General features: G+C 44.6%; 16 protein-coding genes. 15 read left to right on the top strand and 1 reads right to left on the bottom strand.

Annotation, left to right across the window (positions count from 1 at the left end; translation table 11 throughout):
• Positions 1-78 precede the first annotated feature (78 nt).
• From KNL20_RS14040 to KNL20_RS13970, 15 genes are all read left to right on the top strand, one after another.
• Positions 79-1,386 (top strand): PLP-dependent aminotransferase family protein, encoded by a 1,308-nt coding sequence (locus tag KNL20_RS14040; protein ID WP_230398353.1) that lies wholly within the window; start codon positions 79-81, stop codon positions 1,384-1,386.
• Between the two features lie 221 nt (positions 1,387-1,607).
• Positions 1,608-3,047 carry a L,D-transpeptidase family protein gene (locus KNL20_RS14035; RefSeq protein WP_230398352.1) on the top strand — a complete coding sequence of 480 codons (1,440 nt, stop codon included), beginning with the start codon at positions 1,608-1,610 and terminating at the stop codon, positions 3,045-3,047.
• Positions 3,048-3,073: 26 nt separating this feature from the next.
• The gene (locus KNL20_RS14030; RefSeq protein WP_230398351.1) at positions 3,074-4,120 is read left to right on the top strand and encodes a D-alanine--D-alanine ligase family protein; all 1,047 of its coding nucleotides are present in this window, start codon (positions 3,074-3,076) and stop codon (positions 4,118-4,120) included.
• A gap of 50 nt (positions 4,121-4,170) precedes the next feature.
• Positions 4,171-5,550, top strand: a complete 1,380-nt coding sequence (locus KNL20_RS14025; protein ID WP_230398350.1) for a UDP-N-acetylmuramoyl-tripeptide--D-alanyl-D-alanine ligase — start codon at positions 4,171-4,173, stop codon at positions 5,548-5,550.
• A 15-nt stretch (positions 5,551-5,565) separates the two neighbouring features.
• A complete protein-coding gene (locus KNL20_RS14020; protein WP_230398349.1) occupies positions 5,566-6,312 on the top strand; it encodes a lysophospholipid acyltransferase family protein in 747 nt (248 codons plus the stop codon).
• Between the two features lie 192 nt (positions 6,313-6,504).
• Entirely contained in the window at positions 6,505-6,975 is a 471-nt protein-coding gene (locus tag KNL20_RS14015; protein WP_230398348.1) for a protease complex subunit PrcB family protein, read from the top strand.
• Positions 6,929-8,488 carry a DUF3794 and LysM peptidoglycan-binding domain-containing protein gene (locus tag KNL20_RS14010; protein ID WP_230398347.1) on the top strand — a complete coding sequence of 520 codons (1,560 nt, stop codon included), beginning with the start codon at positions 6,929-6,931 and terminating at the stop codon, positions 8,486-8,488. Before KNL20_RS14015 ends, KNL20_RS14010 begins: the two co-directional genes overlap by 47 nt.
• 90 nt (positions 8,489-8,578) lie before the next feature.
• Positions 8,579-9,445 carry a 4-(cytidine 5'-diphospho)-2-C-methyl-D-erythritol kinase gene (gene ispE / locus KNL20_RS14005; RefSeq protein ID WP_230398346.1) on the top strand — a complete coding sequence of 289 codons (867 nt, stop codon included), beginning with the start codon at positions 8,579-8,581 and terminating at the stop codon, positions 9,443-9,445.
• A 3-nt stretch (positions 9,446-9,448) separates the two neighbouring features.
• Positions 9,449-10,153, top strand: a complete 705-nt coding sequence (locus KNL20_RS14000; protein ID WP_230398345.1) for a GntR family transcriptional regulator — start codon at positions 9,449-9,451, stop codon at positions 10,151-10,153.
• A 158-nt stretch (positions 10,154-10,311) separates the two neighbouring features.
• On the top strand, positions 10,312-11,787 hold the full coding sequence (locus tag KNL20_RS13995; protein WP_230398344.1) for a spore germination protein: 1,476 nt from the start codon (positions 10,312-10,314) through the stop codon (positions 11,785-11,787).
• A 23-nt stretch (positions 11,788-11,810) separates the two neighbouring features.
• Positions 11,811-12,890, top strand: a complete 1,080-nt coding sequence (locus KNL20_RS13990; RefSeq protein ID WP_230398343.1) for a GerAB/ArcD/ProY family transporter — start codon at positions 11,811-11,813, stop codon at positions 12,888-12,890.
• Positions 12,887-13,510 (top strand): Ger(x)C family spore germination protein, encoded by a 624-nt coding sequence (locus tag KNL20_RS13985; RefSeq protein ID WP_230398342.1) that lies wholly within the window; start codon positions 12,887-12,889, stop codon positions 13,508-13,510. Before KNL20_RS13990 ends, KNL20_RS13985 begins: the two co-directional genes overlap by 4 nt.
• Entirely contained in the window at positions 13,495-14,148 is a 654-nt protein-coding gene (gene spoIIR, locus KNL20_RS13980) for a stage II sporulation protein R (RefSeq protein ID WP_230398341.1), read from the top strand. The genes KNL20_RS13985 and spoIIR overlap by 16 nt, the downstream gene beginning before the upstream one ends.
• Before the next feature lie 13 nt (positions 14,149-14,161).
• Entirely contained in the window at positions 14,162-14,998 is an 837-nt protein-coding gene (gene murI / locus KNL20_RS13975; protein ID WP_230398340.1) for a glutamate racemase, read from the top strand.
• A 26-nt stretch (positions 14,999-15,024) separates the two neighbouring features.
• Positions 15,025-15,459 (top strand): DUF1934 domain-containing protein, encoded by a 435-nt coding sequence (locus tag KNL20_RS13970; RefSeq protein WP_230398339.1) that lies wholly within the window; start codon positions 15,025-15,027, stop codon positions 15,457-15,459.
• 79 nt (positions 15,460-15,538) lie between these two features.
• Here the strand turns inward: KNL20_RS13970 and KNL20_RS13965 are convergent, their stop codons facing one another.
• On the bottom strand, positions 15,539-15,991 hold the full coding sequence (locus tag KNL20_RS13965; RefSeq protein ID WP_230398338.1) for a hypothetical protein: 453 nt from the start codon (positions 15,989-15,991) through the stop codon (positions 15,539-15,541).
• Positions 15,992-16,318: the final 327 nt, after the last annotated feature.

The raw sequence follows: 16,318 nt of genomic DNA, 5'->3' as shown, positions 1-16,318 counted from the left end.
AAAGTGAAGGATTTCCTTGACAAATAGTCATTTTAAGTATTAGAATGGATAGCAATGAAATCTGTCAAGGAGGAAATCATGAAAGCGTATACAGACTTAAGTATGGATGAATTGCTGGCATTGAAAAATAAACTGGAAGCGGAATATGAAGATATCAAAGGAAAGGGTCTGGCACTTGACATGTCCAGAGGAAAGCCTTCCAAAGAACAGCTGGACCTGGCGGAGGGGATGCTGAACATCGTGAAAGGAAGCGGAGACACTGACACTTTGGATGGATTGGACTGCCGTAATTACGGGGGCCCAATAGGAATACCAGAAGCCAGACAGCTTATGGGAGATATCGCGGGTGTATCGGCGGAGCACGTAATTGTCCATGGAAATGCAAGCTTAAATATCATGTTTGATACTGTGGCACGCTCATTTACCCATGGTGTACTTGGAAACACTCCATGGGCGAAACTTGATAAAGTGAAATTTCTTTGTCCGGTACCCGGATACGACCGCCACTTTGGGATTACGGAATACTTTGGTGTAGAGATGATTAATGTCCCCATGACAGAGGATGGGCCGGATATGGATCAGGTAGAAAAACTGGTTGCAGAGGATGAATCTGTGAAAGGTATCTGGTGTGTGCCCAAATATTCCAACCCTCAAGGCTATACCTACTCGGATGAGACAGTCAGACGGCTTGCAGACTTGAAACCAGCTGCTGTGGACTTCCGTATCTTCTGGGATAATGCATATTGCGTGCATCACCTGTATGAGGAAGAGGAAAATCAGTCTCAGATTCTTGAAATCCTGTCAGAGTGTGAAAAGGCAGGGAATCCGGATATGGTATATGAGTTTATTTCCACCTCCAAGGTGAGTTTTGCAGGTGCAGGCATCTCCGCAGTCATCAGTTCCAAAGCGAATCTGGAGCAGATAAAACTTCATATGAACTATCAGACGATAGGACATGACAAACTGAACCAGCTGCGTCATGTAAGATTTTTCAAGGATATGGATGGGATAAAGGCTCATATGATGAAACATGCCAAGTCCGTCCGGCCTAAGTTTGAAGCAGTGGAGCAAGTCCTGAAGGAATCGCTGGAAGGATTAAATATCGGCTCCTGGACCTGCCCGAAGGGTGGGTATTTCATCTCCTTTGATGCGATGGAAGGCTGTGCCAAAGCAATTGTAGCGAAGGCAAAAGAAGCCGGTCTTGTTATGACGGGAGCCGGGGCGACATTCCCTTATGGGAAGGATCCCAAAGACTCCAATATCCGGATTGCGCCGACATTGCCCACACAGGAAGAACTGGCTCTGGCAGCTCAGATTTTTGTTTTGAGTGTAAAACTGGTAAGCATTGAAAAACTGTTACAGTTAAACCATATGAATCAGGGTTAAAACTCCTTTTGACCTCTAATCATCCATATGAAAGGCCGTCCGGGATACAAAACGGGAGGGCCTTTTTGCCTGCCTTTTTCGGATGCTGTTATTAAAGTCGTTTTACGTTTTCGAAAGGTCTTTACCATAAAAGCTTCAGGTGCTATACTGATATAGTAACGCATTCGGATTGCCGGGGCTTACTTGTTTAAATAGTATATAAGGTGAGGAAGTCAGTAATTATGAAAACACTGTCGAATAAGAATAAAATATTACTGGGAGTCCTTCTGGGTATTGTGCTGGTTATGTTTGGCGTATACCTGGGGGTCAGTTTCTTTTTTCAATCGCATTTTTTTTCCGGGGTTGCCATTAACGGAGCAAATTGTGGCAGAATGTCGGCTGAACAAGCGAAGGAAGCTATACAAAACCGTGTAAAGGAATACAACCTGATTTTGAAGGAGCGTGGAGGAACTGAAGAAAGTATTAACGGAGAGCAGTTGAATCTCACTTACGTAGATGATCAGGGCGTGGAAAAACTGCTGGAGAAACAGAATGGCTTTATGTGGCTGTTTTCTCTGGGTGCAGATAAGAACTATGAGATGTCAGCCAATATTACTTACGATAAGGATATCATAGATGAAATTCTGGATAACCTGGATTGCTTTCAAAGTGAGAATCTAACTGCTCCCGCGGATGCTGCTATACAGGAAACGGATACAGGATATACGATAGCGGCTGAAGTACAAGGGAATACCTTAAAGCGTGAAGATGTGAAGCATGCAGTAATTGATGCTATAGATTCCGGGAAGAAAGAGCTTGATCTGGAAAAACTGGATCTTTATGAAAAACCATCTGTCCTGAGCTCGGATGAGGCGCTGAATACAAATCTTCAGCAACTCAATACATTGACATCTGCCAATATTGTCTATGATTTCACAGACCGGCAGTATACGGCAGACCGTTCTGTCATAAAGAGCTGGATTGGCAAAGGAGAAGATGGAACTTACAGCCTGGATAATTCGAAGGCAGCTGAGTGGGTCAAGCAGATGGCGGTTGATACGGACACCTTTGGCCTTGCGCGGGAGTTCAAGACCACATCAGGGAAGACAATCACCCTGCCTTACGGCGGAGATTATGGATGGTGCATCAACAGAGATAAGACAACGCAGGCGTTGATTGAAGCGGTCAATGCAGGAACTCAGGAGGTAAGGGAGCCTGTTTATCTATATAAGGGTATAGACCGGTCTTCGAATGATATCGGAGGTACATATGTAGAAATCAGTATCAGTGAACAGAAGATGTGGTGCTATAAGGACGGAAAGCTTCTCGTGGAAACACCTGTAATCACAGGTAATCACACGACAGGCCATGATACACCTTCAGGCCATGTCTGGGCAATTGATGCAAAGAAGAGAGATGCTAATTTCAAGCTATATCCGGTAAAGGTGACCTTCTGGCTGCCCTTCAATGGGGATGTAGGGATACATGATGCCAGCTGGCGTACGGCAGCTGAGTATACACCTGACCACTATCTTACTGCCGGTTCCCATGGATGTATCAATACTCCTTATGATGCGGCGGAAAAAATCTTTAATACAGTTGGAATTGGATATCCTGTAATCGTATATTATAGTACAGATCAGGTTGTAGGACCGTCACCAACGCAGGAGAATACCATCTAAAGTTGTTTTCAGGAGGAGTTTTTTGTATGAATATAGTTGTTTTAGCCGGAGGAACCAGTTCGGAGAGGGACGTATCCATTGTTTCCGGCACCAATGTATGTAAAGCTTTGAGGGAAAAAGGGCATTATGCGATACTGGTGGATGTATTCTTTGGAATGGAGCAGCTGCCGGAAATATTGTTTCCGAAAGCTTATGATGTGGAGCGGGCAGCAGAGGACATCAAAAGCCGGAATGAAAATCTGAAACAGGTCAGAGCAGAGCGCAGAAAATTCTTTGGCCCTAATGTAATTGAAATTTGCCAAGAGGCAGAAGTGGTGTTTCTCGCTCTTCATGGCGCGAATGGCGAGGATGGAAAGATACAGGCAGCATTCGACCTTTTTGGTATTCCTTATACAGGTACCGGATACTTAAGTTCTGCTATTGCGATGGATAAAGGGGTTTCTAAGAAGTTTTTTGAAATATACGGTGTTCCAACGCCCAAAGGGATCACCCTGGACAAAAAAAATTATTCCGGGAATCCGGCCGATTATGGTTTGGAGCTGCCCCTGGTGGTAAAGCCTTGCTGCGGAGGCTCCAGTCTGGGTGTATATATAGTAAACGATCAGGCAGAATACGAGGATGCACTGAAAGCAGCATTTTCCTATGAATCAGAAGTAATTGTAGAGGAATATATAAACGGACGGGAATTTTCTGTGGGTGTGGTAGACGAAGAAGCATACCCGATTATTGAGATTGCACCGATTGAAGGCTTTTATGACTATACGAATAAATATAAGCCGGGTTCCACTGTGGAAACCTGTCCTGCTGATCTAAGCACCGAGCTGTCTCAGAAGATGCAGGAGTACGCAATACTTGGTGCCAGGGCTTTAAACATCGAAGGCTATTGCCGGCTGGATTTTATGATGTTGGAAGATGGCCGTATGTATTGCCTGGAAGCAAATACACTTCCGGGGATGACACCGACAAGTCTGCTTCCCCAGGAAGCTCAGGCTATTGGAATTGACTATCCGTCTCTTTGCGAGAAGCTGATTCAGATATCGCTGGACAGACATGGAAAGACCCATTCCTGGTAAAGCCAGAGCGGGAAGTAACTATATATTTGATAAGCATGGAGAAAGAGTTTATGAAGAATCTGACACTGGAACATATCGCAGCCGCATGTAATGGACTGTACATCGGATCAAAGATGAGCAGACTTAAGTGTGTAACCGATATTACAACGGACAGCCGTAAGGTAACGTACGGCTGTCTTTTCATACCGATAAAGGGCACAAGGGCGGATGGGCACGACTATATCGGACAGGTGATGGAGGCCGGTGCACTGTCCGTCTTGTCAGAACAGGATCTGGGTGAGGTGGACTTTCCGTATATCAGGGTAAGGTCCTCACTTCAGGCGGTAAAAGACATCGCGGAGTATTATCTGAAACAGTTGGCTGTCCCTGTGATTGGAATTACAGGGAGTGTGGGAAAGACCAGTACAAAAGAAACTGTTGCGGCCGTTCTGTCACAAAAGTACAATGTTTTAAAGACACAGGGCAATTTTAACAATGAGCTGGGCTTGCCGCTTACGGTGTTCCGGCTGCGCGAAGAGCATGAGATTGCGGTTTTGGAGATGGGAATCAGTAATTTTGGGGAGATGAGCCGTCTGGCTAAAATCGCCCGTCCCCACACAGGGATTATCACAAATATCGGATATTGCCATCTTGAGTTTTTAAAGGATCGGGATGGGGTCTTAAAGGCAAAAACAGAGATGTTTGATTATATCCGTGAAGACGGACATGTAATTTTAAATGGAGACGATGATAAGCTGGATGCAATCCGGGAAGTCCGCGGAACAAAACTGATGAAGTTCGGCTTAGATAAAAAGAACGACATCTATGCCGATCAGATAGAAAGTAAGGGACTGAAAGGAATGGCTTGCGTGATACACACACCTCAGGGCAGCTTTAAAACCCTGATTCCGATTCCGGGCCGCCACATGGTTTATAATGCTCTGGCTGCTGCCTGTGCAGGCATGGTCTATGGACTGAGTCCGGACGAGATTAGAACCGGAATTGAAAGTCTGCAGCCTGTAAGCGGAAGATTTCATATCATTGAGACAGAAAAATATACGATTATTGATGATTGCTATAATGCGAATCCTGTATCCATGAAGGCCTCGCTGGAAGCTTTGCAGGATGGGACCGGACGTAAGGTAGCGCTGCTCGGCGATATGGCTGAGCTCGGGAAAGAGGAGGAACAACTCCATGCACAGATCGGAGTTTTTGCAGGAGAGCTGGATCTGGACGCTGTCTATTGTGCAGGGCCATTGTGTGAACATTTGGCCAGGGGGATAAAGCAGTCTAATCCCCGGGTGGAAGTACTTCATTTTGCGGACAGAGATTCTCTAATGGAGAAACTGCCGGAGATACTTATGAATGGGGATACCGTTCTGGTAAAGGCCTCTCATTCCATGCAGTTTGAGAAAATCGTGGAACGCCTGTCGGCGGAAACGAAGAAATGACGAGAGGAGATTCCCATGTTTCGTTTTATTGTGGTAGCAGCTGTAGTGGTGGCATTTTTGATTCTATCTATCCCAGTTCTTCTGGTGGAGTGGGTGATCGGAAAGTTCAATCCATATCGGAAAGACATCAGTTCCTTACGGCTGGTACAGTGGATTTTTAAAGTGATTCTGAAAATCACAGGGATTGAGCTGGAAGTCATCGGTGAGGAGAATGTGCCAAGAGATCAGGCGGTTCTCTATATCGGGAATCATCGGAGTTTTTTTGACGTGCTGATTACTTATGCCAGATGCCCCGGACTTACCGGGTACGTAGCCAAGAAGGAAATGCTGAAGGTGCCTCTTCTGAGCAGCTGGATGAAATATCTGCATTGCCAGTTTCTGGACAGGAAGGATTTGAAAGCTGGTATGCAGATGATTCTATCCTGCATTCAGAATATCAAAGATGGAATTTCCATCTGCATCTTTCCGGAGGGGACGAGAAGCAGGGGAGAGACAGAATTGCCTCTTTTAACATTTCATGAAGGCAGCTTTAAGATTGCACAGAAAACAGACTGCCCCATCGTTCCTATGGCCATGGTAAATACCTGTGAGATTTTCGAGGCTCATTTTCCAAGAATTAAATCAACACATGTAATCCTGGAATACGGAACGCCGATTATCCCGTCAGATTTGTCTCCGGAGGATAAGAAACACCTTGGTGCATATACAAAGAAGATTATTGAGGGGATGTTGGAAAAAAACCGGGAGTTACTAATAAAATAGAGAAAACAAGTGATAAAGGGAGACGAAAATGTCTCCCTTCTTTGTATACCAAAGTATGCAAAAGAAACTGCCGGTGGCCGTTTCTTTGTATGCCAAAGTATGCAAAAGAAACTGCCGGTGGCCGTTTCTTTGTATTCTAAAGGACCTCTTTGGTGCATACAATACCAATAAAGAGCGGATAGAGGCCAAAGCATGAAGAAATTTACCTACATATTTATCTGTGCGCTGCTTGCGGTTATAATGCATGGCTGTGCAATCCAGGACAATACAGATGGTGCGTACAAGGCTGTTGACTATACTGTGGTGAAGGTAGGAGAGATTCCCGGGGAAGTTCAGGAATTAATAAAAAATCAGGGCGATGAGGCATTTCAAATGGTTTACAGGAGTGATGGATGGCTTTATGTCATGCGTGGATATGGAAGGCAGAAGACCGGTGGCTACTCCATCCGCATTCTGGATGTAGGCATCTCAAAGGATATGCTTCACATTAAAAGTGAGCTGCTGGGCCCCCAGACGAAAGAAGAGCAGAAGGGTAATGGCTCCTGCCCATATTTTGTGTTGAAACTTGAGGACCCGGGATATCCGGTAATGTTTGAAGAATCAGGAGGGGAAATGAATGGAGTTAATGAAGAAAAACCTGCATCAGATATGCAGAAAGAGTGATGCTGAGACACAGATCACCTTTGATGAAGATTTTAATGTACCGGATGCGAAACCGGATGTCGGGCGTATGATTCAGAAAAAAGGCGAGGTGAACCTGCAAGAGGTCCAGGTCAGTGAAGGTCATGCCCGCATCACTGGCTCTTTGGACTTTTATCTGCTATACGTATCTGATGGCGATGTCCGGAGAATTTATAATTTGGATGGTTCTCTGCCCATTGATGAGAACATTAATCTGGATGGTCTTAACAGTGGTGATAAAATCTGTCTTAAATGGGAGATGGAGGATCTGAGCATACATCTGATTAATTCGCGTAAATTGAATATCCGCGCTCTGATTACATTTTATGCGTACGTAGAAGAGATTCAGGATATCCAGCTGCCCACAGATCTGAAGGAGTCAGAAGGTGTTTCTGTAAAAAAAGAAGAGATTCCGGTTCTGGAGTTGGGCGTACATAAAAAAGATACAATGCGCATTAAAAAAGAACTCACGCTTGCTTCGAACAAACCCAATATACATACCATCTTGTGGCAGGATATGCAGACGCGTGCCCTGGATATACGGGGGCTGGATGGAAAAGTGGAGATTAAGGGAGAACTCTTTGTATTTTGTCTGTATTCCGGTGATGATGAAGATCATCCTCTTCAATATCTGGAGCAGGCTCTGCCCTGGCAGCAGGAGGTAGACTGCTCAGGTTCCACCACGGATATGATACCGAATATAGATGTTACTATGACACAATGTAATATGGAAGTGGTTCCGGATGCAGATGGCGAAGAGCGTGTACTGCAGATGGATGTAGTGCTTGAATTGGATATGAAACTTTATAAGGAAAACAGCTGCAGTCTTCTGCAGGACGTTTATACCCCGAAGAAAAAGTGCATATTGACTACAGAACCCAGGGTCTTGGAAAGTCTGTTGGTTAAGAATTATTCAAAGTGTAAGGTGAATGACAGGGTGAATGTCCAGGAACCATCAAATAAAATTTTGCAGATCTGTCATAGTGAAGGTACGGTCAAAATTGATGACACAAAGGTTGTTCAAAATGGTATCCAGGTAGACGGAATCATACAGCTTCGGATTCTCTATATTATCAGCGATGATGATATGCCATTTTATTCCATGGAAACGGCGGTACCATTTACACATATGGTAGAGGCTCCCGGTATCAGTAAGGATTGTAAATATCATCTGCGCAGCGATATAGAGCAGTTGTCCACTACGATGATTGACAGCAATGATATTGAAGTCAAGGCAGTGTTGAACCTGAACGCAATTGTGATGCGGGAACGTCCCATGGCTGTTGTCAGTGAAATCAGCGAAGAGCCTCTGGATATGGAAGAGTTACGCAGCATGCCGGGGATTGTCTGCTATCTGGTTCAGGACGGAGATACACTTTGGGACATTGCAAAGCGGTTCTATACCACGGTGGACGAAATTCGCGCACTGAATGAACTGGAGTCGGATCGCGTGAAGCCTATGGATTCTCTGATGTTGGTAAAAAAAGTCGAATAGAGTGCTTGCATTTTATTTTCAAATCAGTTAACATAAACTGTATACAATGAACTATATATGATATAGTGAGAGAAATCGCAGAGGTACCACATGAGATTAAGAGCTATGGCTAAGATAAATTTAGGGCTTGATGTGATAAAAAAGCGGGATGACGGATATCACGAGGTCCGCATGATTATGCAAACCATCCGCATGTATGATCAGATTGATCTTGCAGGGAGCGACAGGCCGGGTATTCAGGTCAAGACAAACCTGCCCTATCTCCCCTCTAATGAAAATAATCTGGTATATAAAGCTGCAAAGCTTCTGATGGATGAATTTCACATTGAGAAAGGGCTGGATATCCGTCTGAGAAAAGTAATACCGGTAGCAGCAGGTCTGGGAGGAGGGAGTTCGGATGCAGCAGCCGTCATGGTAGGTGTAAACCGGATGTTTCATCTGAATCTGTCCCTGGAGGAACTGGCGGACCGGGGAAAAACAATTGGCGCCGATGTGCCTTACTGTATTATGAGGGGCACAGCACTTGCAGAGGGAATCGGAGAGATATTGACGCAATTACCCTCCCTGCCCCCCTGCCATATCCTGGTTGCAAAGCCGGGGATCAATGTATCCACGAAAAATGTATACAAAAGCCTGCGTGCCGATGAGATTCAGAATCATCCGGATATTGACGGAATCATTGACGCTATCCGGGGGAGTTCTCTTATGGGCGTAACGGCACGCATGGCGAATGTACTGGAGGAAGTAACGGTAAGAGACTACCCTGTAATTGATGAAATAAAACAACTTATGATGGAGCGCGGTGCATTGTCTGCAATGATGAGCGGAAGCGGTCCTTCTGTGTTCGGCATTTTTGATGACAGAAGGAAGGCCGGGCATGCATACAGGCAGCTGCAGGATATGAATCTGGTGAAGCAGATATTCCTGACGAAGCCATTTGCTCCTGGAGGACGATGAGATATGGGAAATGATGAATTGACTTTAAGTATGGGAAATTATCAATACATGCCGCTTAGGGATGTTGTCTTTCATACCCTTCGTGATGCAATTCTGCATGGAGTTTTACAGCCGGGCGAACGTCTGATGGAAATTAAACTGGCCAACCGTATGGGTGTATCCAGAACACCGATACGTGAAGCAATCCGGATGCTGGAATTGGAGGGACTCGTAATTATGGTTCCCAGAAAGGGAGCACAGGTTGCTCAGATTACTGAAAAGGATCTGAAAGATGTGCTGGAGGTACGCATGGGGCTGGAGGAGCTGGCTGTAAAGTTTGCCTGCCAGAGGATCACGCCGAAGCAGCTGAAAGAACTGAAACGAGCAGCGGAAGAATTTGAAGACCAGGTCAATACCGTGGAAGAAGATGATATTACAGCTCTGGCTGAAGCGGATGTAAAGTTTCACGATCTTATCTATAAGGCTACGGATAACCAGAGACTGGTGCAGCTGCTCAATAACCTCAGGGAACAGATGTACCGGTACCGCATCGAATATCTGAAGGATGTGGAGACTCGGGGGTCATTAATAGAGGAGCATAATGGAATCTGCAAGGCACTCGGAATGCATGATGAGCGTGCTGCCTATCAATATACAATTGTTCATATCAAGAGGCAGCAAGATACAATTATGAAGATGATGCAGCAAAATGATGAACCAGATAACTGATATAGAATAACGGGGAATCCCCCCATAAGGAAAGAATTTTCTTTCCTTATGGGGGGATTCTTATTTTTGAGTCCAACATGATAGTATGAACTTCCATAATATGGAGATAATGAAATATAGGACTATAAGAAACTAGAAAGGGCTGCGCTGGAGTGTCTATGAAAATAAGTAAAGATATAAAGATAAATGAGAGTTACATCAGAAACCGATGCAAAGGGTGTGCCGACATCATCATTCGTCCTATGCTGTTAGGATCAGGAGTCAAGGTGTATTGCCTTGTTGTATATATTGAGGTTGCAGTCAGCAATATGACATTGGAGGAGTCCGTAATCGGGAAGCTGATCAATCATCTTTGGGACATGCCGGGGGAAAAAATTGCTGAATTCGTAGCCGATAATGGTCTTGGAATCTCTGACACTGCAGAGTTTACTGAAATGGAGCCGGCATTTAAGGCAATGTTGGCAGGAAATGCGATTTTTTTCCTGGACGGATATGACAAAGCCATGAAAATCAGCAGTAAGGGATATCCCAATATGGGGGTTTCCAAAGCGGAATCAGAGAAGGTCTTAAGAGGTTCACAGGAAGGCTTCAGCGAATCTGTAAAAATCAATACTGCGCTCATCCGAAAACGGGTACGGAGTACCGATCTGAAGGTTGAAGAAATGATGGTGGGTGCACGTTCGGATACAATGATTGCACTGGTGTATATGGAGGAACTTATGTACCCCGAACTCCTGGAACAGGTGAAGGGAAGGCTTGAGCAATTCGAGATTGACGGCGTTATGGATACAGGGATGCTGGAACAGCTGACAGAAGAAGACTGGAAATCCCCTTTTCCACAATTTGAAACTACAGAAAGGCCTGACAGGGCAGCTCTTGAGGTACTAAATGGAAGGATGATAGTTATTTGTGACAATTCGCCGATGGCAATCATGGTTCCTACAACTTTTAACAGTTTTTTAAAGGTGAGTGAGGATCGTTATAATCGTTTTGCGATTGTCTCCCTACAAAGGCTGGTTCGATTTGCAGCTGCATTTCTGGCTTTGCTGTTTTCCGGAACTTATCTGGCGGTTATCAATTTCCATACACAGGTAGTCCCCACCAATTTGCTGCTTTCTTTTGCAGAAGCCCGCAGAGGTGTTCCGTTTCCCAGCCTGCTGGAGATTATTATTATGGAACTTGCCTTCGAATTGATTCGGGAAGCAGAAGTCAGAATGCCGGGACCACTTGGGGGGACGATTGGTATCGTAGGAGGTCTGATTATCGGGGATGCAGCGGTCAGCGCAAATCTGGTCAGCCCCATGACAGTAGTTGTGGTAGCCTTAAGTGCGCTGTCTTCTTTTGCAATTCCCAATGAGGAATTCTCGGCAGCATTCCGGCTTCTGAAGTATGGATTTATATTATTGGGTGGATTACTGGGAATCTTTGGACTGGTACTGGGCTGCTTTCTTTTGCTGGGGCATCTTACCACGCTGACCAGTTTCAAGATTCCATACTTGATTCCATTTATCGGGCAGGATATTTCGGGATACAAAAGAGAGGGTGACAGCATGTTGCGTGCACCGTTCCGCAGGATGCGCTACAGACCGATCTTTGCGAAAAAAGAGCAAAGAGTGCGATTAAAAAAGAAATAAGTGGAGTATAGGGAGAAAAATGTATGTTTGCTGATAATCAGAAAATATCAAACAGGCAGTTAAAGAGACAGATGGTGATTTCCTTCGCCGGTGTGTTGGTATTGCTTTTATCCGGTGGAGTGGCAGGAGGAGGTCTTAATGCTGTCTTCGGAATCATTCTGGGGTATTTAGGTTTGCTTGCTTTCTTTTTCTTTCTGTCTCAAAACATGACGGCAATGCGAAAGTTGGTTACCGGAGGTAAGGTGTTAAAGTGGATTATTTATCTGGTTTATGGCAGTTTTCTGGTTCTGACGGGTGGATACCTGTTAGAACAGATAAGCAAAATCAGTCATATTTATCTTTTATCAGAGATTGATCCAAATCTTCTGAAGATCCTTATCCTTGTGACGGCAGCTTTGGGAATGGGAAGCGATGTACAAAAACGAGGGCGTATGGGGGAAGCATCATTTTCTCTGATCTTTTGGGGATTCGTATTGCTTCTGATTCTGGCGGCGCTCCATATGCGGATTCCGGATGTACAGGCAATGCCCAAAGTAAACGGGAAATCCATGTTGTCTTACGGATACCTGTATTTTTCCATGGGAACGGTCATAAGCCTTCTTCCGTTTGCCTATGTAAAAACAGAAAGGCGGAAAAAACAGACGTGGGAAATGGGGAAATCCTGGCTGCTCCTGACAATTTTGATTATATCTACAGTTTTGATTTTGCTGGGAACATATGGATATCCAGGGGTAAAAACGATGGAACTTCCCGTCTTGAACCTTATGGCCGGGACCAGTCTGCCGGGGGGATTTCTTGACCGGTTTGATATTATATGGATGGCACTCCTTCTTTTTGCACTGCTGTTTTCACTGGGAAGTCTGTTATTCTACTGCGTCAGGCTGGTGAGGACAAAGGAAGATTCGGATAAAGAAAAGGAAAGCCGTATCAGCAGAAATATTTTGTGGGGAGCAGCAGCTCTCATGTGGGCGGCATCTATGGTGAACATCGAAGGAATAAAGTTGAATGCTGTATACCTGAAATTACTGCAATTTGGGTATGCACCATTATTTGTAATTATAACGCTGTTGGCGGGATGCGGACTTAGGAGGAGACAAAAATGAAGCACTATTTAAAAAAAAATATTATAACAGGTGTGATAACATTCCTGCTGATTGCGGGTGGGTGTGGGGCAGTGGAGCCGGAAAAACGGGATTATCCATTGGCACTGGCCTGGGATTATGAGGATGGGAACTATTCTGTAGTTTACGGTATGGCGAATCTGCAGGAGGTTACGGAACAGGATAAAGGAAACCAGGATACTGATTTAAGCCTTAAAGTCCAGGGTCAGAATTTGGAAGAGATAAGGGCAAACTATGCAAGATCGCAGCAATATTATCTGGATTTGGGACACGTTAAGGCGATTATCTTCAGCGAACGTTTGTTAAATCAGCCAGAGGCGTATCAAAATCTTATGAAGGACATGCAGAAAAGTACCGAAATTGGTAAAAACGCTTATGTTTTTATGACAAATTCCATGGAGGATGTTATGAAGACGGGAGCACAGAAAGAAGATGGTCTTGGGCAGTATCTGACCGGAATTTATGATAACCATGAAGGAGCCCGCCAAAAGGGTGTGACATTGGAGGACATCTATTATGATTGGAACAATGAGGAACGTATTACGCGGCTTCCTCAGTTGAAAGTGGAAGAAGGTAAGGTGATTTTATGCGAAAATCTATGATAATCTGGGGCGCAGCTATTGCCCTTGGCCTGGCTGCAGCTGCATTTGCGGGGAATGTGGAAGGAAGGGAGGCTGCTGTACAGCAGGAAATCGCGGGACAGGTTGTCAGATTCCATATATTGGCCAACAGTGACCAGGTGGCTGACCAGGAGCTTAAACTGCGGGTAAAGGAACATCTGATTGAATGCATGAATACACTGCTGGAGGGTGCAGATTCGTTGGAAGAAACGAGGGAAATACTTAAAAACCATACAGAATATCTGGAACAGGAAGCTTTGAAATGCCTTAGGGAATATGGAAGCAAGGAGGCAGTGGCAGTCAGCTATGAGACGGATCATTTTCCGGTAAAAAATTATGGGAATTACACTTTTCCTGCGGGAGAATATGAGGCACTCAGAGTCAAAATTGGAAAGGCCAGAGGACATAATTGGTGGTGCATGCTTTATCCGGGTCTGTGTTTTCAAGATGCGCTGCATCCTGTATTAGAGGATGAAGATGGAAAACTGAAACATGTATTGAGCGATGAGGCTTATAATACAATTTTAAAAAAAGAGGATGTACACTTTACATTTCGCTGGTTGGGACTTGAAATCGGTGACGTTACAGAGTATCATAAAGAAGATGCTTTAGAAAATTAACTAGGAGAGTACCATGGTATTAGATAGACATGCGCCGGTTGGCGTGTTTGACTCCGGGGTGGGCGGGCTTACGGTAGTGCGTGAAATCATGCGGAACCTGCCGAATGAGCGGATTGTATATTTTGGAGATACTGCAAGAGTTCCGTATGGCAGTAAATCCAAGGATACAGTTGTACGTTATTCCAGGCAGATTGTACGCTTTCTCCAGACGCAGAAGGTAAAGACAATTGTGGTGGCCTGTAATACGGCCAGTGCCCTTGCCCTGGATGTGATAGAAAAAGAGGTGGACATTCCGATTCTTGGGGTAGTTATACCGGGTGCTCATGTTGCGGCGAAAACCACTTCAAATAACAGAATCGGAGTGATTGCCACAGAGAGCACCATTCGAAGCAATCTCTATCCCACGTTGATTCAAAGGGAGAACCCGGAGATTACTGTGTTTGGAAAGGCCTGCCCCCTATTTGTTCCACTGGTGGAAGAGGGTTGGACAAAAGATCCCGTTACATATGAAGTTGCCCGGCGATATCTGGATGAGCTTTTGGAAAAGGACATCGACACCCTGATTATGGGATGCACCCATTATCCCCTCTTACGTTCGCTGCTCAGGGAAGTCGTGGGAGAGAAGGTGGCCTTAGTTAATCCCGCCTATGAGACTGCCTGGGTGTTAAGCAGGCTTCTTAGCGAGCTGGAATTGGAAAATCCGGATATTTACTGGGAAAGACAGGAATGTGACGATGAAAAATATAAGTTTTTCAGCAGTGATGCGGTAGATCGTTTTAATCTGTTTGCCAATTCCGTCCTGCCGTATGAAATAAAGTCCACAACACTTGTGCAGATCGATGAGTTTTAAAGAGAACAGAAGAATAGAGGTCGGTAATGACAAAAGATGTTATAATCTATATATCAGGGCTCCAATATATGGAAGGGGCCAATCATTCGGAAGCTGAGCCGATTGAAATTGTGGTGGGAGGCCAGTACTTCAAAAAGGATGAAAAACACTATTTGATATACGATGAAATGATGGATGGGCCAGAGAATAAAACCAGAAATATTATGAAATTTGATAGTAATAAGATGGAATTAAACAAAAAAGGTCTGGTTAATGTACAAATGGTGTTCGAGGAAAACAAAAAGAATTTATCCTACTACCGCACGTCCTATGGCATGTTGAACATGGGGGTCGCAGCCACACGGATTAAGATTGATGAACAGGAAGACACCATTGGTGTATTGGTGGATTATGCTCTGGATATGAATGAGTCTTATGTGGCGGATTGCACCATTGCCCTGACGATTCGGGCGAAGGGATAAGAAACCATGAAAACATAAGAGGTTGATGTACGAAGAAAATATCTTTGCACAACAACCTCTTATGTTTGTATTAATTGTTTTAGTTTTCACCTCTGGCCTTGCTCATCATACGTTTCCAAAAGCCTTTTTTCTTGGTCGGAACCTCCAAGGGACCCCGCAGACCCTTTACACCTACTATGTAGATACCACTTATGGTTGCCTTTACTTCTTTCTTTAATGGAATCGAATCATAGATGCTTTCCTCTGCTACCATAGTCATAATTTTTGGACCGATCTTGGCTTTTACGATAGGAAGCTTTGCACGGCGCATTAGCTTCGGGGTCTGATCAATCACCATCTGAGGAAGACCGGATTCTTTTATCTTCATACGCTTTTTATCTATGATTAACATAGAGACCGTTTGCTTTGCTGCTTCAATCTGTTCCTGCTGGGCTTCCTGCTTTTTCTGAGCCTTTTTCCCGAGAAAATAAAGCACAACCATTGCTATGGCAAGCACAATCAGAATAATTAATAAAATCTGCCAGACTTTCATACCTGCACCTCCTGTTTTTACCTAAATTATTCTATCATTGTTTCAAGTAAAAGGCAAATGGATTTTTAACGCAGCCTGTGTTAAAATGATGATACCAGGGTCAAAAGGTCATGCGTTTCATGCTCGCATGAAAAAGCACGACTTTGGGACCCGCAAAACATGAGAATGGAGCCCGAACAGGGCAAAATTCGAATGTTTTAGGATTGCGAAAGCACTTTTGTGCGGAGCAATCCGTAGGTATCACAGGGTCAAAAGGTCATGCGTTTCATGCTCGCATGAAAAAGCACGACTTTGGGACCCGCAAAGCATGAGAATGGAGTAAAACCT

Origin of the sequence: Novisyntrophococcus fermenticellae (genome assembly GCF_018866245.1) — a bacterium.
In the GTDB taxonomy this organism is placed as follows: Bacteria; Bacillota; Clostridia; order Lachnospirales; family Lachnospiraceae; genus Novisyntrophococcus; species Novisyntrophococcus fermenticellae.
The sequence above is the reverse complement of the archived record's forward strand: the minus strand, read 5'-3'. Positions and strand labels throughout refer to the sequence as shown.